The organism is Pseudoteredinibacter isoporae (assembly GCF_011602085.1).
Lineage (GTDB): Bacteria > Pseudomonadota > Gammaproteobacteria > Pseudomonadales > Cellvibrionaceae > Pseudoteredinibacter > Pseudoteredinibacter isoporae.
The window spans coordinates 300399-322287 of sequence record NZ_JAAONY010000002.1; the positions used below are offsets into that span (position 1 = coordinate 300399).

The following is a 21889-nucleotide window of genomic DNA, read 5'->3' on the forward strand; positions in this document are numbered from 1 at the left end:
GCCCCTTTTCATAAACTGGTTACAATAGCGCGCCACGATGCCTTGCGAAGGCTGCCTGAACCTCAACTTGAGCAATCGGCACATGCAAGGCAGATCATGTCACCGCGAGCAAACCGTAAGAGATATCAACATGAACCAACGCGTCAGCCCCCTTCAGCCACCCATTGAGGCCAGCAAGACCCAAAGCCTCTACTGGCAGGGTTTGCATGGTTCAGCGGGAGCCCTGGCCATCAGCCGCAGTGCTGAAGCCCACACGGGCCCCGTGCTGGTGGTCTGCCATAGCGGCGCCGAAGCGGCGCAACTTGAGTCCGAGATTGCGTTTTACGCGCCTGAGCAAACCATTATTCACTTCGGTGATTGGGAAACCCTGCCCTACGATAACTTTTCTCCCCACCAGGATATTATTTCTGAACGCCTGAGCGCCCTTTATCGCTTGCCACAACTGCAATCGGGTATCGTGCTGTGCGCCATGCCCACCTTGATGCACCGCCTGGCACCCACCAGTTTTGTCAGCGCATCCAGCTTGTACATAAAGGTCGGTCAGCAGTTTGATATTGAGCAACAACGCAAATTATTGCAGGAGGCCGGCTACCTTTGTGTGGATACCGTGTACGAACACGGAGAGTTTGCTGTACGCGGTTCACTGCTGGACATCTTCCCAATGGGTTCAGCGGTGCCCTATCGCATCGACCTGTTCGACGATGAAGTGGACTCCTTACGCAGCTTTGACCCAGAAACCCAGCGCAGTCAGGATCGAGTCGAAAAAGTTGAACTGCTGGCCGCCAAGGAGTTTCCGGTAGACGCCGCCTCCCTGCGCCAGTTCCGACAGCGTTGGACCGAAGAATTCAGCGATAGCAATCCTAAGGCCTGCAGCATCTATCAAGACATCGCTGCGGGCATCGCACCAGCAGGCATTGAGTATTACCTGCCATTATTTTTTGATGAATGCGCCAGCCTGTTTGATTACCTGCCAGACAATACACTGTGTTTATTAAGCGGCCCCTGCCACCAGGCCAGTGAAAATTTCTGGCGGGATATCAGTGAGCGCTATGAAAGCCGCCGGGGCGATATCGAACGCCCATTACTGAACCCCCAGCGTTTGTTTTTAAGCGCCGGTGAACTATTTGCGGAATTAAAAAACTATCCGCGCATTGAACTGAATCCGGACAAGCAATCATCAAGCTGTGTTGAATTTGCCTGCCGCCAGCCGCCTGAACTGCCTGTCAATGCCAAAGCTGACAACCCACTCACGGCTCTGGAAGCGTTTTTACTGCAAGACGATAATCGTGTCTTGTTCAGTGCCGAATCCGCAGGTCGCCGGGAATCCCTGCTGGATCTGCTGCGCAAAAACCGCCTGCAGCCAACCCAGATGGAAAGCTGGCAGGAATTCGTAGACAGCGATGCTGACCTGGCTATCATTGTATCGCCTCTGGACCGTGGACTGGTTCTGGCTCAAGAAAATGTCAGTGTCATTTGCGAATCCCAACTCTTCGGCCAACGTGTTCAGCAAACCCGACGCCGTCGCAAAGCACAATCCGAACACAGCGACTTTGTGGTCAAAAATCTGGCCGAACTGAACATCGGTGCACCAGTCGTGCATATTGATCACGGTGTTGGTCGCTACCGTGGTTTGCAAACCATTCATACCGATGGCCAGAGCGATGAATTCCTGATGCTGGAATACGCCGACGAAGCCAAGCTCTATGTACCGGTCGCCAACCTGCATTTAATTGCTCGTTATAACGGTGCCGAAGAATCCCTGGCACCCTTACACCGCCTTGGCAGCGAGCAATGGCAAAAAGCCAAACGCAAAGCCGCAGAAAAAGTTCGCGATGTGGCCGCCGAGCTGCTGGACATTTACGCTCGCCGAGCGGCTCGAAAAGGCTTTAAGTTCCGCGACCCCAAAGATGCCTTCGACGATTTCGCTGCGGGCTTCCCTTTTGAGGAAACACCGGATCAGGTAGCCGCTATTGAAGCCGTGTTCAGTGATATGACCCAGGAAAAAGCCATGGATCGATTGGTCTGTGGTGATGTCGGGTTTGGTAAGACCGAAGTGGCCATGCGCGCCGCCTTTCTTGCCGTGCATTCTGGCAAGCAAGTGGCCATGCTGGTGCCCACCACTCTGCTCGCCCAGCAACACTATGAAAATTTCAAAGATCGCTTTGCCGATTGGCCGGTCAACATCGAAGTGATTTCCCGCTTCCGCAGCGGCAAAGAAACCCAGGACGTTGAAAAGAAACTCGCCGACGGCAACGTGGATATTTTGATTGGTACCCACAAAATTCTGCAAGCCGGTTTGAATTACAAATCACTGGGCTTACTGATCATTGATGAAGAACATCGTTTTGGGGTGCGCCAAAAGGAACAACTTAAATCGTTGCGCTCCGAGGTAGACATTCTGACCATGACCGCCACACCGATCCCTCGTACCTTGAATATGGCCATGTCAGGCATCCGCGACTTGAGCATTATCGCCACGCCCCCGGCCAAGCGCCTGTCGGTAAAAACCTTTGTGCGAGAAAGCGATTCCGGACTGGTAAAAGAAGCGATTTTGCGCGAGCTGTTGCGTGGTGGCCAGGTGTACTACCTGCACAATGAAGTGAAGACCATTGAAAAAGTAGCCGATGATTTGGCGGCCGCCGTGCCCGAAGCCCGCATCGCGATCGGTCACGGGCAAATGCGCGAACGCCAGCTGGAACAGGTAATGAGTGATTTCTATCACAAGCGTTTTAATGTCCTGCTGTGTACCACCATTATCGAAACCGGTATCGACGTTCCTAACGCCAACACCATTATTATCGATCGTGCCGACAAATTTGGCTTGGCCCAGTTGCACCAACTTCGTGGCCGCGTGGGTCGCTCCCACCACCAGGCCTATGCCTATCTGCTGACGCCCAATAAAAAAGCCATGACACGGGACGCCCAAAAGCGCCTGGAAGCGATCGCCAATGCCCAGGATCTCGGCGCCGGATTTACTCTGGCTACCCATGACCTGGAAATTCGCGGCGCCGGTGAACTGCTCGGCGATGATCAGAGCGGGCAAATGCAGGCCGTGGGCTTCACCATGTATATGGACATGCTCGATCGGGCGGTAAAAGCCATTCAACGCGGTGAGACCGCTAACATCGAAGACCCGCTGGATACCCAGGTGGATGTCAACCTGCGCGTGCCAGCACTGATACCGGAAGATTATCTGCCTGACACCCACAGCCGCTTGATTCTATACAAGCGCATTGCCAGTGCGGAAAACAGTGCCCAGTTGCGCGAACTGCAAGTTGAAATGATCGACCGCTTTGGCTTACTGCCCGATGCAATTAAAAACCTGTTCCGGGTCACAGAACTGAAACTGCAGGCCACCAGTCTCGGCATCGAGAAACTGGAAGCTGGAAGTCAGGGCGGCCTGGTGGAATTTGCCAGTCAAACCCAGGTTGATCCAATCACCATCGTCAATATGGTGCAACAGCAGCCACAGAAGTTTAAACTCAATGGCGCGAATCAGTTACGGTTCAGCCTGGACTTGGACAATAACGAAGCTCGCATCAGCACGGTGGAACAATTACTCAGCAGCCTGAGTGGCAAGCCGGCCTCGTAAGCGCTGAACCGGAAACTGATCGCCGCTATGACGGTCATAAGCTAAAGATTTACGCTCGCTAAGGATTACACTCAATGAAGCTCTACCACAAAGCCCTAAGTTGCCTACTGGCCATCAGCCTGGGAGAGACCGCTGTAGCCCAAAGCGCACAGACCGAACAGGAACACTGGTATGCTGTTGAGGTCATTGCTTTTAAGCGACTGCAAATCAATCAGAACGAGCTTCCACTGAATATGGAACGCTTAAACCTGAGCTACCCCAAGAACAGTATGAGTGTACTTGAAGCCGACACCATTGCGGACATGAGCGCCCGTCAACATGCCGACTCTCAAGCGCAAACCGAAACAGCCAGTAATCTGCCCGATGCAAACCCGAATCCAGACAGCACGCCCCCGCTGACCGAAGTACAGCGTGAAAAAGAGCTGATTCCAGGTCACTTTGTGGTCAGCAGCCCAAGGGCAGAAGAGGGTTTAAAACGACAGGCTGGCAGTCTCGCGCGAAGCAAAAACCAGCGCGTCTTGTTTCATAAGCGTTGGAACCTCCAACTGCCACCGCAACAAAAGCAATTCAACATTGTCATCCACGGCGGCGAGCGTTTTGGTGACCACCAGGAATTGGAAGGCTACATTCAATTGAGCCGTTCACGCTATCTGCACATTGAAACTAATATCTGGTTGAGTCAGTTTGGTTTTGCCCAGGAAGAAGATTATGGTCGCTGGTTGAGCTTGCCGGAACGCCCCTCACCTTTTCGCGAAGTCGCCGTCGACAATAATCGATTGGAAAATAATGAATTTGTTTGGCAGGGTCAGAACAGCGACACCTTTACCAACAATGACTCTGGTAGCTCTTTAAGCAATTCTCCAGGCAACTCCTTAAATAACTACGTTGTACGCAGTATCGAGCAGTTGAAGCAAAAGCGTCGTATGCGCAGCGGTGAGATCCACTACATTGACCATCCAGCGTTTGGCTTGCTCATTCAGCTTACACCGATTGAGGCACCCGTCTGGCCCTACGACAATCGTTTGCTGCCAAGCCTGCCCGCTCAACAAAGCGCGCCTGTCGAAGAACAAAGCACAGCCGTGATTTCAAACCCGGCCAATTAAACGCTGCGAGCCAAAAACCTGACAACTTCAAAGCCATGGTCAACAGAACTGCGACCACGGCTTTACTGTTCTATTTATTAAGAGATCCTAGAGGCAAACGACGTCTTCAGCTTGAAGACCCTTGTCACCATCTTGAAGATCGAATTCAACCTTTTGCCCTTCGGCTAACGATCGATAACCCTCTCCACGTATACTCCGGTAGTGCACAAACACATCGTCACTACCCTCTCCCCTTGTAATAAAGCCATAGCCCCGTGCATTGTTAAACCACTTGACTACACCGTTTGCACGATCTGACATTCCTAACCACCCTTCTTATAAACTAATCATAACTAGTTTTTTATCTCCGCCGTTTCCCTTGGCATTTGTCAGCTCTACGCTGATCGTACATCAAGCCAAGGCGGAGCTTAAACTACCCAACGATAGCGATAGCGCTTCCGCCTGGCGCCCAAATCCTGAAAAAGACCATAAGGATTGTGGCGACTAGTACTTTGTAGTTTATTTATTATTGATTGTCTAGTACTCATTATTGGGATTTGGCGCAAGAACCTTGCAACTTTGCACTGTAGGACTGAATAATGTCACGAGCTTCCTCAGTGCAAGAAATCAGCTGAGAATAAATGTCATCCATAGTAATAATTTCATCGCTCAAACCTGACGCCCAATTCACTATCATGGCAATCGCTGCGTAGGAAATTTCCGCTTCAGCCGCCAGTGCAGCTTCAGGCATTGCAGTCATCCCCACCACATCACAACCGTCTCTTTGCAAGCGTTTAATCTCGGCTGGCGTTTCAATACGCGGCCCCTGGGTACAGCCATAACAGTAACCCGAAGACAGACCACCGATATCCGCCAGTGACTCATTCAAACTTTTATTAAACAACTGTGAACTGTCGATATGATCGAGCGGATAAAGGCCGCCATCAAAAAAGGTTCCCTCACGACCATGACTGTAATCGATCGCGTCACTCAACAAAGCCAGGCGGCCCGGGGGTAATTCCTCAGAGATTCCACCCACCGCATTCACCGCGATGATCTGCTCCACCTGTAACGCTTTCAAGGCCCAGATATTGGCACGGTAATTAATAAGATGAGGTGCCACACTGTGGCTTGATCCGTGTCGGGGAAGAAAATAAATAATGGCATTGCTCGCCTGTGGCAGACGGATCTGCTTTACAACAACAGACGCATCTGCATAAGGCGTAGGCACGAAAATTTCCGCGACCACTTCAGCACCAGGATAATCATCCAGGCCGGAACCACCAATAACCGCCAATGCCAGGGTTTCCGGTTTTTGCACAGTTTGCTGGCGACAGGAAGCCACCAGCCCAGCGTCAATATTCAAACTCACAGGCGTTCCTATATTTAATAGATAAAAGAGGTTTAGATCGGGCGTGTTTTATTTTTTGGCCGCGACGGCATAAATACCCGGCGCATTGCGTAAATACCCCTGGTAATCCAGTCCCGCACCAAAAATAAAACGATCACCAACAGTGACGGCATGAAAATCAATATTGATGTCTTTCTTCGCGCGCGAGTGCTTCTTTTCAACCAGCACACCGGTAAGAACTTTACTGGCACCCTGCTCCAGACAATATTCCTGCAAGGAGTGCAAACTGTTGCCCATATCAAAAATATCGTCGAGCAATAAAACACTGCGCCCTTCAATGGAAATTTGTGACAGCGCCGGCCAGCGCGTTTCCTGCTTGCCACTCGGGCCAGAAGCCGCATTGACATATTCCAGCTGCAACTGGAAATCCAGCATAGGCAACAGCTGACCACAGGTCACCAGCCCCCCATTCATAATACACAACAGTAAGGGGTTCTGATCATGCAGCTGCTTGCGAATGCCCTTCGCCATATGTTGCACGCCCTTTTCCAAGGCTTCAGCACTGTGCAAACACTCAGCGTTATCCCACACCGCCTGCAGCTTTTTATCCACCAGTTTCATATCAAGACTGCCCTGCCGGAGGCTCTGTGCTCATGGCATTTAAATGAATGGTTGATGTCGGGTAGGCACACTCGGCACCATTGGCCGCGATAATGTCGAGAATCTTTAGCAGCACGTCCTGTTTGACTTCGTGGTAGTGCGCCCAATTTACGGTCTTGGTAAAGGTGTACACAAAAAAGTCGAGAGAAGACGGCGCAAATGCATTGAAGTTCACCATCAAGGTTTGGTTATGATCGATCTCATCATGATTCTCCAGCATAGCCTTCACATCATTCACAATCGCGGTGACTTTAGCGGCATCGTCATAACGAATCCCGATGGTTTCGTATATACGGCGGTTTAGCATGCGCGACGGATTTTCCAGAGAAATCTGGGTAAACGTCGAGTTAGGCACATACAATGGACGTTTATCAAAGGTCCGAATACGGGTCAGGCGCCAGCCAATATCCTCTACGGTTCCTTCAATATTCTTATCCGGGGAGCGCACCCAGTCACCCACCTTAAAGGGACGGTCCATATAAATCATCAAGCCACCAAAAAAATTGGCCAGCAAATCTTTCGCGGCAAAACCCACCGCCAAACCACCGATACCACCAAAGGCCAATACGCCCGAGACGCTATACCCCAGGGTTTGCAGCACCACCAAAACCGACGTGATGATGACAGACACCCGCAGCAACTTGCCCATGGCCGTTACCGTGGTTTGATCCAGAGGCTGATGGGTATATTCCGGGTCCGTCAGGTTTTTCTCAGCACGGCTGATAAAGCGCACCAGAAACCAGGCGATCAACGCCACCACACCCACTTCACGGATAGGCCCAACCGCCTGCAGAAGATTAACCTCGGATTGGCCAGCAGAAATTTCCATCGCCCAGCACAAACCGATCAACCAGATAAACCAGCGTACAGGTTTCTGGGCGGCTTCGATCAACGCATCGTCCCACAGGTTTTTACTTTTGGCCGCGTGGGCCATTAAGCGATTGAAAATAATCCGAGCCGCGAATGCGGCCAACAAGGTCGCCAGTACGATAATAAATACTTCAACGATCCAGGTGTTCTCCCGCCCGGTGATCTCAGACAGCCAATCCGGGATGGAAATCGCAGAATACTTCATTTGCCTCTAATCCTTTGAAATGGTCTTGTCTCGAACCTTTCGCATCGGTCCGAGTTAATTATTCGTGAACAGCGGTTTACTTAGACGATGGGCCAGCCAACTTGGTTTTGAACGCATGCCCTGAAAACATGCTTCTAATCGCACAAACCAGCAACGCAAGGCTTCTCAATCTAGGCAAGCATCTCTTCGGCAACTTTGACACCAGCCTGCCACTGTTTATCCCCCTGCAAATCGCTCCACTGCCACTGGCGGCGAGCTAACATGCGCGAGAGGCGCTCCCGGCTCTTGGGGCTGAACTCATAATTTTCGAGGGATTGGGCAACTTCCAGAGCTCCCTCGCGGTTATTACACACCAGCACCATATCGCAGCCGGCATCCAAAGCGGCCTCGGCGCGCTCAGCGTAGCTGCCCGCCTGCACGGCACCTTCCATACTCAAATCGTCACTGAAGATCACACCGTCAAAGCCCAGATCCTTGCGCAGACGTTGCTGCAACCAGTGCTTTGAAAAGCCCACGGGTTGATCGTCAATCTGGCTGAAAATAATATGTGCTGGCATTACCGCATCAAGTTGGTTCAGCAGCAGCTTGAAAGGCGCCAGATCACGCTCGGCAATATCCGCCCAGGGGCGATCATCCACCGGTAAAGTCAGATGGCTGTCTTCCTGAACGGCACCGTGCCCCGGGAAATGTTTTCCGGTGGTGGCCATACCCGCCGCTGACATACCACGCATAAAAGCGCCCGCCAGGCGAGTTACTTCATCGGGCTTATCGGAAAAGGAGCGATCGCCAATGATGCTGGAAAAACAGTCATCCACATCCAACACCGGAGCAAAGCTGATATCGATGCCACAGGCCATCACTTCACTGGCCATCAGGTAGGCCAGTTGCTCGGCTTCCTGTTCAATATTGTCAGAAGAGCGGGCACGATCACGCAATCTCTGCATCGGTGGCAGCCGGTTAAAACCGTCTTCCTGCAAACGCTGGACGCGCCCCCCTTCCTGATCAACCGCAATGATAATATCGGGGCGCTGCTCGCGAATGCTTTCCACCAATCGGCACAACTGGGCTCGATCGGCGTAATTGCGCTTGAATAAAATCAAACCGCCGACACAGGGCTTCTGCAAAAAGTGAACATCTTCCTGTGTCAGCTCCAGTCCAGCGACATCCATCATTAAAGGCCCGGGGCCCATCGTTGCTTTCGTCAAATCAACATCTCTTCAATAAGCAGACCGAATTTAAAGGGCTATGCCCTCCGGGCTTGCAGGTGAAGCCGGGATTTGCATCATTCGGGTTAAGGTGGGAATCAATAATTCAAGGGCACGTTCAACGCCGCTGTGTTCAGCAAAGTTATCTTCGATAATGCCTTGAATGGAATCAATACTGGAGAGCGTAAACACCGTAGCCCCCAGCAGGAAATAAAGCTGCCAGTAAAAATCCACCGGATTAATGCCGGGCAAAGTCTCTCGCAGTAAATTCAGGAAACGGCGATATAAATCACCATACTGACTCACGATAAAACGACGCAAATGCCCCTGGGATTGCGTATAGGCCATGCCCAGCAGGCGCATAAAGCGCTGTAACTCCAATACCTGTTCGGCCTGGTTCAGACCCGGTTTCGCGGCAACAGTTTCCATCAGCGTACTGAACAGGCAGCGAAACATCGCTTCAACCTCAACCTGATCACTGCCCTGTAGGCGATCAAGATTGCTGGCCAACTGCTTGCAAAAGGGATCCAGAATGCGTGCAAAGACCGCCTGGATCAGTGCCTTTTTAGAACCAAAATGATAATTCACTGAAGCCAGATTTACGCCAGCGGCTGTTGTTATTGTGCGCAGAGAGGTCTCCGCATAGCCCCGCTCGGCAAATAGAACGCTCGCGGCATCGAGAATACGTTCTACGGTTTCTTTTTGGGCCATTCAGCCTTTCCAGTTTTTCTACAGACAAGGAGCTGAAAATACTGAGCTGCCCAGTGCTTGTCAAGGGCTCAGCAATGCTCAGGAAAAGCCTTGTGAGCATGTACAAAACTGGGTTTTCCCTGCACCTTTACGAAGCAAAACGTCTATTTTTTAGACAATCTTATTATGTACAGAATCCTGTATAGAACGTTAATGTTTAAACAACTTTGGCCCGATTTTTTCCCACAATTAAAACTTCAACAAAATGAATCAATTAGCGGGGGCCATCACGAATGCCATGATTAAGATCAAATTATGGCGCTTAAAGTCATGACCTCAAACACTGTACAAGCCGCCCCACCGTGGTATTTTGCGCATCAAGCAATGAAAATTTGATCGAGCAAAGCCCCGTTATCTGTAGCCTTTAGCAATCGCAAGAAATATGTACGTTTGGAGGTAATACGCAATGGCAAATCAACTCCCAATCATTGGTGATTGGTACAACGACCTAGCCTTGGGACAGATTTTTGAAGTGGTAGCCATTGATGAACATGCGGCAACCATCGAAATACAATACGCCGATGGCGGTCTGGGTGAATACGACATGGATTCCTGGCAGCAACTGACTATTGGGCCAGCGGAAGCACCAGAAGATGCCGCCGCCGGTTATGAAATGAGCCAGGAAGACAGCTATGTCGGCGATGAAGTTCTGGTTCCCATGGACGGTGGGAATCCCCTCGCTTCGATTGAACCCGAAAGCTTTACCGGCTTCGATGATTTTTAATTCTGTCTCACACGACCAGAAGTCTCACGCTATTTAATAGAGGAACAAGGATGTAACAGCCCCCTTCGCACTCAGCAGGTATTTCCTAAACAATACCTGCTCTGTATGGACCTCTTTTTATTTCCTAAAACTGATTCATCCTTCAAAGATTTCGAGCCTTTCCGCAACTTCGTCAATTCCCCAAATGCGCTCCTTTTAACAGAGCGTATGATTGCGCTTTGTTTCTTAGGCAATGGCTTGCTAAGCTAGCGCTTTTGCCATGACGGACACAGCAAAAGAGCCATGATAATAATCCCAACCGAGAAACCGATTGATTGGCGTCGCCCCCCTATAGCCGTTATTGCACTTATCCTGATCAACATTGCCATCTTCGCCTTTTACCAAAGCGGCGATCACGGCAAATACCTGCGCGCCTATGAACTTTACGAGAGCAATGAATTTGCCCAGTTTGAAGCAGCAGCCTATCTGAACTACCGCAAGCAGAATGGCATCCTGCAAGGTGACCCGGAACTGTATGATCAACTTAGCAATCAATTCGACAACGATCCCAGCTCCCTTAGCCAGGTAATATTATTAGACCGGGATTTCCTCGCCTATCTCAGCAAAGAACGTCATCAATGGATACCAAAGGACAAGCTGGCCAGCTGGGATCAAGTACGCCCAAACATAGAGCGTAATATTGCCGGCATCAGCAGCATTGAACTTGGACTGATTCCCCAACACAGCAGCCTGATTACCGTGTTCAGCCATCAGTTCTTGCATGGCGACATTATGCATCTGGTTGGCAATATGCTGTTCCTGTTTATCTGTGGCTTTGCCGTGGAAGCGGCCATTGGCCCTCTGCGCTTTCTATTGCTTTATATTGCCAGCGGTGTTGGTGCAGGCTTGATTTACAGTGGGATTGAAGTCGCCTCCAGTCGAGGTGGCATACCTTTGGTTGGCGCTTCAGGGGCCATCTCCGGTGTGATGGCCATGTACCTCATGCTGTTTCGCCTGAAAAAAATCGAGTTCTTTTATTGGATTCTGATCTTTATTGGCTATTTCCGCGCGGCGGCCCTGTTTATTCTGCCACTCTATATCGCTAAAGAACTAGCGCAGTACTTTTTCTCCGACGACAGTCAAGTCGCTTATATGGCCCATGTTGGGGGCTTTATCTGCGGTGCCGCTCTGCTGGCACTGGTTCAGTGGCAGCGACCTGAAAGTATCGACGAAGAGTTTCTGGAAGAAGACCCGGGACAGGACCCGCGCCGGGAAAGTCTGCAAAACGTGCTGCAAAAAATTGAAGCCATTCAGTTCCGTGCCGCACACAAAGCCATTATCGAACATCAGAAAGAATACGGCGCTTGTATCGAAAGTGATTTCATTGCCATCAACCTGATGTCATTGAATAAAGATCCGGCCTGGTTGACGGCCAATATCGATTATTTAAAACGCAGCCAACGGGATCAGGAACTACTCGTTCGCCAGTTGACCCTCTGGAAGCGCCTCAGCGAAAAAGAGCGCGATCAAATTGACGAGCTGTCCCGCAGCCAGTTTGCTATGCGTCTACTCGACGCCGGCTACAACGACAACGCCGAACTCATCGCCATTGAGTTATTTAAAAACGAAAGCAAGGAACCCATGCTGGCCAAACTGCTGGGGCGCCTGGCGGTGTTTTATCGCAACTGTGAAAACCCGGGCAAGGCCCAAAAGTTTGAACAAGCCCTTGAACAGCAATTGCAGCGCAGCTTATGAGTTATTGTCGATACCACCCAAGCGAGCCCGCCACCTTTTATTGTGAGCAATGCCACTATCATGCTTGTCGCAGTTGCACCAATGACAGTGACAGCTTTGATGAGAATTCGGCCCAATGCTTTCTTTGCAAAAGCCCCATGGTTTCACTCGGCTCTGCTCATACGGCGGAGCCTTTTTGGCGACGAATTGGCAAAGCATTTCAATACGCCCTCGGAAAAGAATCGATCACCGCATTGATTATTACGGCGGTTATTAGCCTGATCGGTCTATACGTGCCCTTTGTCAGCCTGATCGCACTCGCCTTCCTCTATAAGTACTGTTTCTTCTGCCTTGAACAAACCGCACATGGCAATATGACCGCCCCCGATATCAGCAAAGCGACCAGTGGAGGTCTGCAGATTCTTTTACAGATTGTCGGCCTGCTTGTGCTTTCGATTGGTAGCACCATCGTACTGGCTCATTTTGCGGGAGCCACCATTGCCATCCTCTGGATGATTTTTATCACTGCTGCCCTGCCCGCTGCATTTATGATTCTGGCGATCAATAAAGATTTCAGTCAAGCGATCAACCCCGGCCGCCAATTGGAATTGATGGGTGCGATCGGGCCAGCGTATTTTATTCTGCTGATATTGCTGTTCATGATGATGAGCTCCGTGGGTGTCATTCACTGGATGATTGGCGAACAGTTTTCAACCATTGGGCAACTCAGCTCAACCCTGATCTCCAATTACTATTCTGTGGTGATGTTTCATCTAATGGGCTATGTGGTTTTTCAATATCAAGATAAGCTCGGCATCGTTGCCCACGAACAGGATGATAAAAAGAACCAGCGCAGTGATCAGCAACGCCTGAATGCCAAATTGGGTATGCTGCTGAAAGACGGTGATTATCAGGGCGCCAGCCACCTAATGCAGGCTCAGCTGGCCCGGACACCCAAAGACCGCGAACTGGCCGACCGTTTATTGAATCTGCTGCTGGAAACCAAAGACCTTAAGGCTCTGGCAAAATTCACCGAAGATTACTTCGCCCAACTTTTTGCCACCGAGCAACATTACAAAATTGGCAGTCGTTTTCAGCAAATTAAAACGCTGATTCCGGACTATCGTCCACAAAAAATGAATCTGCGTCTGCAACTCGCCGAGCACCTATACGAAATGGGTGATCACAAACAAGCGGCCTTGCTCCTGAAAAATTTCCACAAAGACAGTCAGGATAAACGCCTGATCGTCGAAGCCTATCAAGTGATGGTGCAATGCCTCGAAAACCTTCCCAATGGCAAGGAACAAAGCCGCCCTTATCAACAATACGTCGACAAACTCAGCGCTGACCTGAAAAAGCTTGCCGGCAATAAAGGCTCCGCATTTAAACTTTAACTGTACACTTATTAAACAATGGCAGGGTAAATTCGACCAAGGGTCGTAGCCAAGCCCAAGCTAGCACTTTAGTCTTAGAGCTTTTGGCGGTTAGATTTGCAACTATTGGCCCAAGATAGATCTGATAAATCAATAAATAGCGCCAATACGCAGATAAAGCGGAAGTCGAATTAAGGTTTTATAAGGATATGCATCCCAATAGCTCTAGCCATAGTCCAGTTCACAAACGCCTGCTCAGCCTTATGGCCAGAGGCTTGTTTGCCCTATTGCTGCTGGTCAGCCCGCAGCTGTTTGCCGATGCTGGCGCTCTGGGTCCTGACACCGAATCAAACGAACCCCAGACGCTTGTGAGCAGCCATGAAAATGTAGAGAGTCCTTTCGCCAATATTGAAAGCTGGCGCTACCCCAATGGTCTGCAGGTTTATTTCAAGGCCATGCCAAAATCCGAGATTGTTACTTTCCGCATGACTTTGCCCGTTGGTGGCTGGCACGATCCGGAAAACCGAACCGGACTGGCCCACTTCACCGAACACATGTTGTTCACCGGCTCCAAAGGCTACAACAAGGCCGAATTTGAAAAACTGGTGGACGATCGCGGCGGACAAAACAACGCCAGCACCACCGTTAAACGTACCGACTACTGGCTGGAGCTACCTGACCACGAATGGGAGTTTGGTATCGACTGGTTTGGCCAGCTGCTGTTTGACCACCAGTTTATTGAAGAGCACGTGAAGGAAGAGCGCCGCGCTGTGATTCTGGAGCGCGACTTAAAACCCGAAACCCCACTGGAGATCATCAATCGCTGGTTTATTAATCCGGAATGGTCCCGCCAGAAAGATGAATGGACCCAGATGCTGGGCCTTGAGATTCCCCATCAGCGTCTGATCGGCACCTGGGACGATGTGAGAGCTACTGAAACCAAAGACATTCAGGCGTTTTACGACCGCTACTACGGCCCGCAAAATATGACCATTATGCTGGCCGGAAATTTCCCACGCGATAAAGTTAAAGCCTATGTCGACAAGCACTTTGCCAGCATTGAGCCTCACGGTGAACACATTCAAACCTATGCTGCCGCCAAACCCAATTTTGGAGAACGTCGCCAGTTTAACTTTTCAAGCCGCCGAGGTCATGTTCATGAGCTGCGCCATTACATCCCCGACATGGACCGTAACGATGTGCAGTGGCTCTGGCTTTTGCGCACTCTGCTCTACAACGATTTAAACACTGAACTCAGAAAAAATCGTCAAGCCACTTATGGTGTTGATGTTAGCTTTCATATTGTTCAAGGTCATGGCCGGCTAATCAGCAACGGCAATTTTGATCCGGGCTTTGAAGAAGAAGCCTTTGCATATATCGAAAAAATTTACCAACAATTGCGTGAAGGTACGATGCCTGCCGAGCAATTTGAAACCCTGCGCAAAAAAGTTCTGGATGCCCTATTGCTGGATCACCATACCCCCTGGAGCATCAGTGGCTGGGTTTCCTCTATTTTTTACGATAGAAACCTGATGGGTGATTCCATTCCTGACCTCTATCAGTTCGCCAAGGATGCCACTCAGGAAGAACTGGCGAGCTGGATGCAAAGTAATATTCAAAACGACCTCAGCATTACTCGCACCTTGCGACCCAGCCCAATCTGGCCGTTGGCGAATATGGGCATCATGATCGCGATCATTTTACTGAGCTTCAGCCTGGGAAGAAGATTCCTGATCAGCCCACTGGATCTCCACCAACACCTCTATGTCCGCAAAGTCTTATATGGACCGGTCGTAAGCATTCTGGGCTGTATCGCTTTTATTTGCATCAGTTTCCTGTTAATCCAGGCCATGGCCGTAAGTGCGCAATATATTCAGTTGCACATTGTCTCCAGTATTGACTCCTTCTGGCTTAATACCGCCTGGGATATGCTTCTGGCTGCACTGGCAACGATTGTCATTTTGAATATTCCCGCACGAATTCCGAGAAAGCTGATCCTGGCACCGGATCACTGGCGTGTGAAATGCTTAAGCTATAGAAGTAGCATTTATGCCTATGAAGAAATTCGAGATGCACAGGAAAAACATCTATTCCAGGTAATGTTCAGCTGGAAAGCCTTCCCCTGCCGTATTTTCCACTGGGGCTTATTCAGCAAAGGCTTATTGATTCAATTGGAAAGTAGCAGCTACTTTATTCAAACCCGTGAAAACGAAGACGTGATCGCCGAACTGATGCGCCGTAAAAAAGCCCAGTATTCGGATAAAAACCAAGGCGGGACTAACACCGAGAAATCTGAAAAGAAGTCTACGCTCTATATCGCTCCAGCGGCTTAATCAATGAAGTAACAAGGTCAGAACACTCAAACTGAAAAAGGCGCTCCTGTGAGCGCCTTTTTCAGTTACGGGGCAATATAAACCGGCGTCCCCACCGCAACCCTATCAAACAAATCAATCACATCATCGTTTTTCATACGAATACAGCCGTGGGAAGCCGCTTCACCGATCAGGTACTCTTCATTCGTACCGTGAAAATAAATATAGCGTTGCCGGGAATCGATGCCCTCACCTTGATTAAGCCCCGGCTCCAGGCCTTTCAACCACAGGATACGGCTGAGAATAAAATCACCCTCGGTTCGACAATTGGGGGCCAGCCCTTCAATATCGGCTAACTCGCCTGTGGGCACTCGCCCCACAAAGCACATGCCCTTCTCAACCCCTTCACCGATGCGCTCAGCGACTTGATGCAACCCCGGGGGCGTACCATAGCTGCCCTCCTTCGAATTCACGCCCGCAGCCGCCGTGGATACCGGATAGCGACGCAGCAACTCACCGTCGCGATGATAAAGCTCACAACACTGAGCGGATACACTCACCTCAATGGCAAGACTAAGTTCGGGGTGTTCATTTAAAAAAGTAGAAAGTTTGGGGTTCATTGGGCATTTAATCCAGCGGGTTCCTGTTCAGCCGGCAAGGTAAGCAGACTCAACTCCCTTTTACCATGTTCTGGAAAACCTGGCCAGACAACACCTGGATTTTGGCTATGTAGACTTAAAGACCAATAAACGTGACAGACCGTAATTCAAGGCCAAGGAGACGACGATTGATGCAATCTTTGCCAGATACACTGGCATAAATGCAGAAAGGTAAACCACTGCCACAGTTGCTGCCACAAAAGCCGTACAGGCCACCAGAAAGAACTTGGCCAACTTGCCAGCGTTTCCGCCCGAAGACATATCAGCAAAGGTAAACCGTGAGTTCAAATAGAAACTCAAACAGACCGCCACACAGAAGGCAAAAAAGTTAGCCAGCAATATAGGAAACGACAGCCAATAAAAACAGGCTAAAAAAACCAGATAGTCCAGCGCAGTATTTGCACCTCCCACAAGGGAGAATTTGATAATCCTAAGCAGCTCGCTCTTCAGGCTTGCTTTTGCTTGACTCACCCAAGGCCTCATTCTCAACGTGTTCTACTTGCTTTTCACACCGGGCCTCATCTACCGACTCGATAAAATACAAGGGACGTTGCTTGACTTCATTGAAAGCTCGCCCAAGGTATTCGCCGATCACACCCAATACCAATAACTGCACACCACCCAGAAACAACATCGAGATCATGATGGTAGGAAAACCCTGAACGTCGTCACCCCAGATCAAGGCTTTGACCAGGATAAACAAACCATAAAGGAAAGCCGATAATGCAGTTGCCAGGCCAATATAACTGGCAATCTTTAAAGGAGCAATGGTAAATGAGGTTAGCCCCTCAAGGGCAAAATTCCAAAGCTTCCAGTAATTCCATTTGGTATCACCCGCAAAGCGGGCGTCACGATCGTAAAGCACTTCAGTTTGCGGATAACCTACCCAGGCAAACAAGCCTTTCATAAAGCGATGCTTTTCGGGAAGTTGCAATAAGGCATCCGTCACACGACGGCTGATCAAACGAAAATCACCGACATTGGGTGGAATCGGCGTGCTGCCAATGTTTTGCATAAATTTATAAAACGCGGCGGCCGTGGCTTTCTTCAACCAACTCTCACCTTCCCGGGTCTTGCGTTTCGCGTAGACCATGTCGAAGCCTTCCTGCCACTTCGCCACCAGTTCGGGAATCAACTCTGGCGGGTCTTGCAGATCCGTATCGATCACAATCAAAGCATCACCTTTGGATTCGGCCAGACCTGCAGTCATGGCGATTTCCTTTCCAAAGTTTCGGCTCAAGTTCACCAGGGTGATCTTTGGAAAGCTGAGTTTCAGCTGTTTGATCACCTCAAGTGTTCGGTCCTTGCTGCCATCGTTGACCAATACGATTTCATAATCGTAATCGCTCATGGACTCCAGCACAGCTGTTGTACGCTTTACAAACTCAGGCAGAACTTCTTCTTCGTTATAAGCCGGCGCTACGATTGAAATGAGTTGTTGTTTGCTCATCGACTGATCACCACCACCAAAGTATTTTGATCCATATAAATAGAGCCTTCTGCCGGCCAAACCGGCTTATCAGAAATCGCTTTCAATACGCGTTTTCGTTCCGCACCGGAGGCGGCCTGATACCTCGGGTCAAGCAGATGGTATACCCGCTCACGCGACCAGGGGATATGCAAAACACCACCGATTCTGGGCTTGTCGTTCACAATGACCATCGGCACATAGGTCTCCCGCCCCCGGCCCTCTGCACTGAGAACTCGTTCAATATCGAGAATGACCCGATTCACGGCGAATAGATTGCGCTGGCTGCTTTTGTAATCTCGAAAGGATTTATTGGAAATGTCGATCATCGCGCCCAAGACCCAACCACAGGCCATTAACATAAACAGCACAGCTGCAATATTCAGTGATCGCTTTTTATGGCGCAGCAATTCGCCCAGTAAAGCCACCAGATAAAACCCGTAGATATAGGGCACGCTATAAAGAGAACGAATAGGAAATGCCGAATTCTTACTGGCGAAAATCAACGCGAACGGCGCCAATAACATCAAAAACTGAAGCACGAGAAACACAGCGACATACGACAACTGGGATTGTTGCCAATACTTTCGGATAAAAACAATATTGAAGACCAGGAAGACAGCGGCCATTCCGACTTTTTCAAACGTGCCCACCTGCCCGACAAACTGAGGTTTCTGACATTGCTCAAAAGAATAAAAAGGCCAGGAATGTTCGGTGAATAAACACAACACTTCACCGTAACGTGAAAATATCGCGAACAAATCAATATCCGCCCGGGAACCCATTACCCACCCGGTGACACGGTACAAGCCTTTTGTGATTAGCAGATAGAAAATCAAGGACACCAGCAGTGCACCGCCCGCCAGCAGCAACCGTTTAAGCGATACCGTTTCAAAATCCGTAGACAAGGATACAAGAAACATCGCCAGAAATATTGTCGCAGCCAATTCTGTCGAAGCGGGATAAAACGCCGGGGCAATCGACATCGACAACAAACCGAGCAACATCAACGAGCGCTCGCCTCGTATGAACGCATACAGACCCAGTACCGCAAAAAAGTTACCCAGAGGGTAAGCCAAGCGCGTACTGTCAAAAGAAAATAGCTTGCCGTAATAAAGTGAAACGCTTCCAATCAAGACAAAAAAGTACAACTGGTATTGCTTTTTAAAACCCAAAAGGCTTGCGGCCAGATAAGCGGTACCAATCAACAGACAAGCGCCAAAGAAAGTACTAATAACCGGTGAAGGCAAAGCCTGTTGCAACTTTGCATAAATGAGATAATAGCCCCAACGCCCCTGGGCCAAAAACGTCAGCGCATCAGAAGGATACTGAGACTGAATAATATCATCAGCATTAAACGCCTGAAAAACGGCCTGACTCGAATAGGCAATGAATACCAGCAGAAGCAAACCAAGCAGAGAATAGCCCGAGTTAAAGTGTTGCTCTTGCGCACGTTGCAAAAATCTATCCATTGCCCTTCCAAACTTCGATCTTTCGAATTCCCATCGACCCAATTCAGCCAAGCCAGCTTTTAAATGCGCCAGCACATGACTCTAGCATGGGAATTATTACACTATCTTGACAGGCGAAGTGTACAGCCGATCCTCACAACAGAACCACTAATCACATACAAACGGATACAAAACTTAAAAAGCAATCCCGTAGCTTGGGACACGAAATGAAAAAATAAAAAATGAAAAATAAAGCGACAGAAGAACCATTAAAAATTTGTCATAAAACAATCATATTCCGTTCATTTTTTCCGCATTTGTATCAACACGTATCAAGATATTTCAACACGTTTCAAAGGTGCGCCTATCTGTACTTAAAAATCGATAAGGCCCAGCTTAAGGCTCAAAACAGTGACACTTTTCTAACTGGCCAAAGAGACTAGTAAATAAAGAAACCAGAAGAGAAGCAAAAACGGAAATGAAGAACTAAGGGCTTGCGGCAAGAAGGAAAGCAAAGAGAAGAGAAGAGAAGAGAAGAGAAGAGAAGAGAAGAGAAATAAGAGTATAAAGAGGTACAAGCTCACAAACAAAAACGCCAGGCATGAGCCTGGCGTTTTTCGAGGTGCGGCCTCTATTTTGAGGAACAGCCCTTAGTTGGCACCTGGCCAGCTGGCCCACCAATTGCGGAACTGCTGCCATTGCTCTTCCAAAAAGGCTTTCTGGCTGACACTCAAACGATCGCTTGGGTTGAGCTGGTGCTCATATTCAGAATTGCCCTCCAAGACCATCAGATGCTTGTAGAACAAGACCAGATCGGTGCCCTCATCGATCTTCGACAATACCGCCATGGCATCATTCAGCTCGTTCGCCAGACGATAAGCGGTCGCATCCCCTTTGGCCGCCTGCTCGGACAGCTCAACCAGGCGCAACACTTCTTTCGGGAAAGCATTACCCACACCGGTAATCGCACCGCCAGCGCCACAACGAACAAAGCCGTGAACCACCTGGGTGTCCACACCTACCATCAGCGTCAGGTCGGCGTCACCACTGGTGATGTGCTCAGCCGCATAGCTTAGAGAATCAGCACCGCCAAATTCTTTAAAGCCCACCAGATTGTTGTGATCCTTGCGCAAATCGAAGAACAAATCCGCCTTGGTTTCATAACCGTAGTACGGGCTGTTGTAGATAACAGAAGGCAATGTCGGCGCCGCCTCCAAAATCGCCGCAAAGTGAGCGCGCTGAGCGGTCGGTGAAATACCACGAGACAGAACACGTGGAATCACCATCAAACCCGCTGCCCCAACCTTTTCAGCATGAGCCGCCAACGCAACCGCACGCATCGGGCTTTGGGCTCCGGTACCTACGATAGTGGGCACACCCGCCTCAACCAGAGCTTCAACGCCTTGCATACGCTGCTCATCGCTGAGCAAAGGCCAATCGCCCATAGAACCGCAGTAGACCACTGCGCTCATACCGGCCTCAATCAACTCCTTGCCTTTACGCGCCAACGCGGCAAAATCCGGAGTGCCCTGGGCATCACAAGGGGTCATTAGGGCTGGAATACAGCCGGTAAATACAGATTGCATAGCAGACATAGAATTCTCTCTTTTAAGGTTCACTATGGGCAGAAGATATGCGTATGCTATAAATTCCTCCCAATCCTGTCTTTACCATGACTATAATACAAACTTGATTTTTGGCACAATTTAAATATGAGTGATACTAGCCCCGCAAGCCAACTGTACGCAAAATTAGCGGAACCCTTCCCCGCTGAGGAAATGTTCGACCTGATCCCCAATGTTGTATTTTTTGTCAAAAATAGAGCCGGTTGTTATGTCAGCGTTAACCAAACCCTTGTGGAGCGAAGTGGCCGAAAAAGCAAGGACGAGCTGATTGGCTGCAGCCCCTCTGAAATATTGGGCAGCCATCTGGGCAAAGGTTATGAAGAGCAGGACCAAAAGGTACTGCAATCCGGCCAGCACCTCGTCGACGAACTGGAATTGCACGTCTATCAGAACCGCGAAGTTGGCTGGTGCCTGACGGGCAAGCGCCCTCTGCTGGGCAAAGACAAGGAAGTTGTCGGCCTTGTCGGCGTATCCCGAGACCTGAAATTGCCGGACGTCACCAGCGAGGATTTCGACCGCATCTCCGAGGTAGTCGACTACGCCCAGGAACGCATCGCCAACCCTCCCAGCCTGCAAGAGCTGGCCGATGTCGCCGGCATGTCAATCTATCAACTCGACCGCCGCATGAAGAAACTCTACGACCTCCCCACCGGTCAGTGGCTACTCAAAATTCGGATCGATCACGCCAGCCGCCTGCTGCTCAACAGCGACCAACCCATTGCGGACATTGCCATGGATTGCGGCTATGGCGACCAGAGCGCCTTCACTCGACAGTTCAGACGCACTACCGGGCAGACGCCTTCTACCTTTCGGAAGTTACGTGAGCCGGATGCCTAGAGAAAAGCCCAA

General features: G+C 49.9%; 18 protein-coding genes. 7 read left to right on the forward strand and 11 right to left on the reverse strand.

Annotated features, from left to right (window positions below; genetic code table 11):
• The first annotated feature begins 130 nt into the window (after window positions 1-130).
• Complete coding sequence (mfd, locus tag G8768_RS09920; RefSeq protein WP_166844654.1) at window positions 131-3592, forward strand: transcription-repair coupling factor; 3462 nt, start codon at window positions 131-133, stop codon at window positions 3590-3592.
• Window positions 3593-3666: 74 nt separating this feature from the next.
• A complete protein-coding gene (locus G8768_RS09925) occupies window positions 3667-4695 on the forward strand; it encodes a CsiV family protein (protein WP_166844652.1) in 1029 nt (342 codons plus the stop codon).
• 87 nt (window positions 4696-4782) lie between these two features.
• On the opposite strand, the gene G8768_RS09930 is transcribed toward G8768_RS09925, so the two are convergent.
• The 6 genes from G8768_RS09930 to G8768_RS09955 all read right to left on the reverse strand — a co-directional run bounded on the left by G8768_RS09930 (window position 4783) and on the right by G8768_RS09955 (window position 9676).
• On the reverse strand, window positions 4783-4995 hold the full coding sequence (locus G8768_RS09930) for a cold-shock protein (protein WP_166844650.1): 213 nt from the start codon (window positions 4993-4995) through the stop codon (window positions 4783-4785).
• A gap of 226 nt (window positions 4996-5221) precedes the next feature.
• Window positions 5222-6046 (reverse strand): S-methyl-5'-thioinosine phosphorylase, encoded by an 825-nt coding sequence (locus tag G8768_RS09935; RefSeq protein ID WP_208020153.1) that lies wholly within the window; start codon window positions 6044-6046, stop codon window positions 5222-5224.
• A 48-nt stretch (window positions 6047-6094) separates the two neighbouring features.
• The gene (locus G8768_RS09940; RefSeq protein ID WP_166844648.1) at window positions 6095-6646 is read right to left on the reverse strand and encodes a hypoxanthine-guanine phosphoribosyltransferase; all 552 of its coding nucleotides are present in this window, start codon (window positions 6644-6646) and stop codon (window positions 6095-6097) included.
• A gap of 1 nt (window position 6647) precedes the next feature.
• Entirely contained in the window at window positions 6648-7760 is a 1113-nt protein-coding gene (locus G8768_RS09945) for a mechanosensitive ion channel family protein (protein ID WP_166844645.1), read from the reverse strand.
• Between the two features lie 170 nt (window positions 7761-7930).
• Window positions 7931-8965, reverse strand: coding sequence for a beta-N-acetylhexosaminidase (gene nagZ / locus G8768_RS09950; protein WP_243749476.1), 1035 nt, complete (start codon window positions 8963-8965; stop codon window positions 7931-7933).
• A gap of 30 nt (window positions 8966-8995) precedes the next feature.
• A complete protein-coding gene (locus G8768_RS09955; RefSeq protein WP_166844643.1) occupies window positions 8996-9676 on the reverse strand; it encodes a TetR/AcrR family transcriptional regulator in 681 nt (226 codons plus the stop codon).
• 445 nt (window positions 9677-10121) lie between these two features.
• Here G8768_RS09955 and G8768_RS09960 point away from each other — a divergent pair, with 445 nt between their 5' ends.
• From G8768_RS09960 to G8768_RS09975, 4 genes are all read left to right on the forward strand, one after another.
• Window positions 10122-10439 carry a DUF6763 family protein gene (locus tag G8768_RS09960; RefSeq protein ID WP_166844641.1) on the forward strand — a complete coding sequence of 106 codons (318 nt, stop codon included), beginning with the start codon at window positions 10122-10124 and terminating at the stop codon, window positions 10437-10439.
• Window positions 10440-10721: 282 nt separating this feature from the next.
• On the forward strand, window positions 10722-12173 hold the full coding sequence (locus G8768_RS09965) for a rhomboid family intramembrane serine protease (protein ID WP_166844638.1): 1452 nt from the start codon (window positions 10722-10724) through the stop codon (window positions 12171-12173).
• Window positions 12170-13546 carry a hypothetical protein gene (locus G8768_RS09970; RefSeq protein ID WP_166844636.1) on the forward strand — a complete coding sequence of 459 codons (1377 nt, stop codon included), beginning with the start codon at window positions 12170-12172 and terminating at the stop codon, window positions 13544-13546. The genes G8768_RS09965 and G8768_RS09970 overlap by 4 nt, the downstream gene beginning before the upstream one ends.
• A 188-nt stretch (window positions 13547-13734) precedes the next feature.
• The gene (locus G8768_RS09975; protein ID WP_166844634.1) at window positions 13735-15858 is read left to right on the forward strand and encodes a M16 family metallopeptidase; all 2124 of its coding nucleotides are present in this window, start codon (window positions 13735-13737) and stop codon (window positions 15856-15858) included.
• Window positions 15859-15923: 65 nt separating this feature from the next.
• Here G8768_RS09975 and G8768_RS09980 read toward each other — a convergent pair whose 3' ends face one another.
• The 5 genes from G8768_RS09980 to G8768_RS10000 all read right to left on the reverse strand — a co-directional run bounded on the left by G8768_RS09980 (window position 15924) and on the right by G8768_RS10000 (window position 21010).
• Window positions 15924-16457 (reverse strand): L,D-transpeptidase, encoded by a 534-nt coding sequence (locus G8768_RS09980; protein WP_166844632.1) that lies wholly within the window; start codon window positions 16455-16457, stop codon window positions 15924-15926.
• Window positions 16458-16562: 105 nt separating this feature from the next.
• Window positions 16563-16979 carry a GtrA family protein gene (locus G8768_RS09985; RefSeq protein WP_243749477.1) on the reverse strand — a complete coding sequence of 139 codons (417 nt, stop codon included), beginning with the start codon at window positions 16977-16979 and terminating at the stop codon, window positions 16563-16565.
• Window positions 16927-17946, reverse strand: a complete 1020-nt coding sequence (locus G8768_RS09990) for a glycosyltransferase family 2 protein (protein ID WP_166844628.1) — start codon at window positions 17944-17946, stop codon at window positions 16927-16929. Before G8768_RS09990 ends, G8768_RS09985 begins: the two co-directional genes overlap by 53 nt.
• Window positions 17943-19436: a glucosyltransferase domain-containing protein gene (locus G8768_RS09995; protein ID WP_166844626.1), complete on the reverse strand. Its 1494-nt coding sequence runs from the start codon at window positions 19434-19436 to the stop codon at window positions 17943-17945. The genes G8768_RS09990 and G8768_RS09995 overlap by 4 nt, the downstream gene beginning before the upstream one ends.
• A 629-nt stretch (window positions 19437-20065) precedes the next feature.
• On the reverse strand, window positions 20066-21010 hold the full coding sequence (locus tag G8768_RS10000) for a dihydrodipicolinate synthase family protein (protein ID WP_208020154.1): 945 nt from the start codon (window positions 21008-21010) through the stop codon (window positions 20066-20068).
• Window positions 21011-21127: 117 nt separating this feature from the next.
• On the opposite strand from G8768_RS10000, the gene G8768_RS10005 reads away from it, so the two are divergent.
• Window positions 21128-21877 (forward strand): AraC family transcriptional regulator, encoded by a 750-nt coding sequence (locus G8768_RS10005; protein ID WP_166844624.1) that lies wholly within the window; start codon window positions 21128-21130, stop codon window positions 21875-21877.
• Window positions 21878-21889: the final 12 nt, after the last annotated feature.

Excerpts from the sequence above, each read along its gene's own strand:
- G8768_RS09975 (WP_166844634.1), top strand. The coding sequence starts at position 13,735 with ATGCATCCCAATAGCTCTAGCCATAGTCCAGTTCACAAACGCCTGCTC.
- G8768_RS09970 (WP_166844636.1), top strand. The coding sequence starts at position 12,170 with ATGAGTTATTGTCGATACCACCCAAGCGAGCCCGCCACCTTTTATTGT.
- G8768_RS09995 (WP_166844626.1), bottom strand. The coding sequence starts at position 19,436 with ATGGATAGATTTTTGCAACGTGCGCAAGAGCAACACTTTAACTCGGGC.
- G8768_RS09990 (WP_166844628.1), bottom strand. The coding sequence starts at position 17,946 with ATGAGCAAACAACAACTCATTTCAATCGTAGCGCCGGCTTATAACGAA.
- mfd (WP_166844654.1), top strand. The coding sequence starts at position 131 with ATGAACCAACGCGTCAGCCCCCTTCAGCCACCCATTGAGGCCAGCAAG.
- G8768_RS09965 (WP_166844638.1), top strand. The coding sequence starts at position 10,722 with ATGATAATAATCCCAACCGAGAAACCGATTGATTGGCGTCGCCCCCCT.
- G8768_RS09980 (WP_166844632.1), bottom strand. The coding sequence starts at position 16,457 with ATGAACCCCAAACTTTCTACTTTTTTAAATGAACACCCCGAACTTAGT.
- G8768_RS10000 (WP_208020154.1), bottom strand. The coding sequence starts at position 21,010 with ATGTCTGCTATGCAATCTGTATTTACCGGCTGTATTCCAGCCCTAATG.
- G8768_RS09940 (WP_166844648.1), bottom strand. The coding sequence starts at position 6,646 with ATGAAACTGGTGGATAAAAAGCTGCAGGCGGTGTGGGATAACGCTGAG.
- G8768_RS09925 (WP_166844652.1), top strand. The coding sequence starts at position 3,667 with ATGAAGCTCTACCACAAAGCCCTAAGTTGCCTACTGGCCATCAGCCTG.
- G8768_RS09930 (WP_166844650.1), bottom strand. The coding sequence starts at position 4,995 with ATGTCAGATCGTGCAAACGGTGTAGTCAAGTGGTTTAACAATGCACGG.
- G8768_RS10005 (WP_166844624.1), top strand. The coding sequence starts at position 21,128 with ATGAGTGATACTAGCCCCGCAAGCCAACTGTACGCAAAATTAGCGGAA.
- G8768_RS09960 (WP_166844641.1), top strand. The coding sequence starts at position 10,122 with ATGGCAAATCAACTCCCAATCATTGGTGATTGGTACAACGACCTAGCC.
- G8768_RS09985 (WP_243749477.1), bottom strand. The coding sequence starts at position 16,979 with ATGAGGCCTTGGGTGAGTCAAGCAAAAGCAAGCCTGAAGAGCGAGCTG.
- G8768_RS09945 (WP_166844645.1), bottom strand. The coding sequence starts at position 7,760 with ATGAAGTATTCTGCGATTTCCATCCCGGATTGGCTGTCTGAGATCACC.
- G8768_RS09955 (WP_166844643.1), bottom strand. The coding sequence starts at position 9,676 with ATGGCCCAAAAAGAAACCGTAGAACGTATTCTCGATGCCGCGAGCGTT.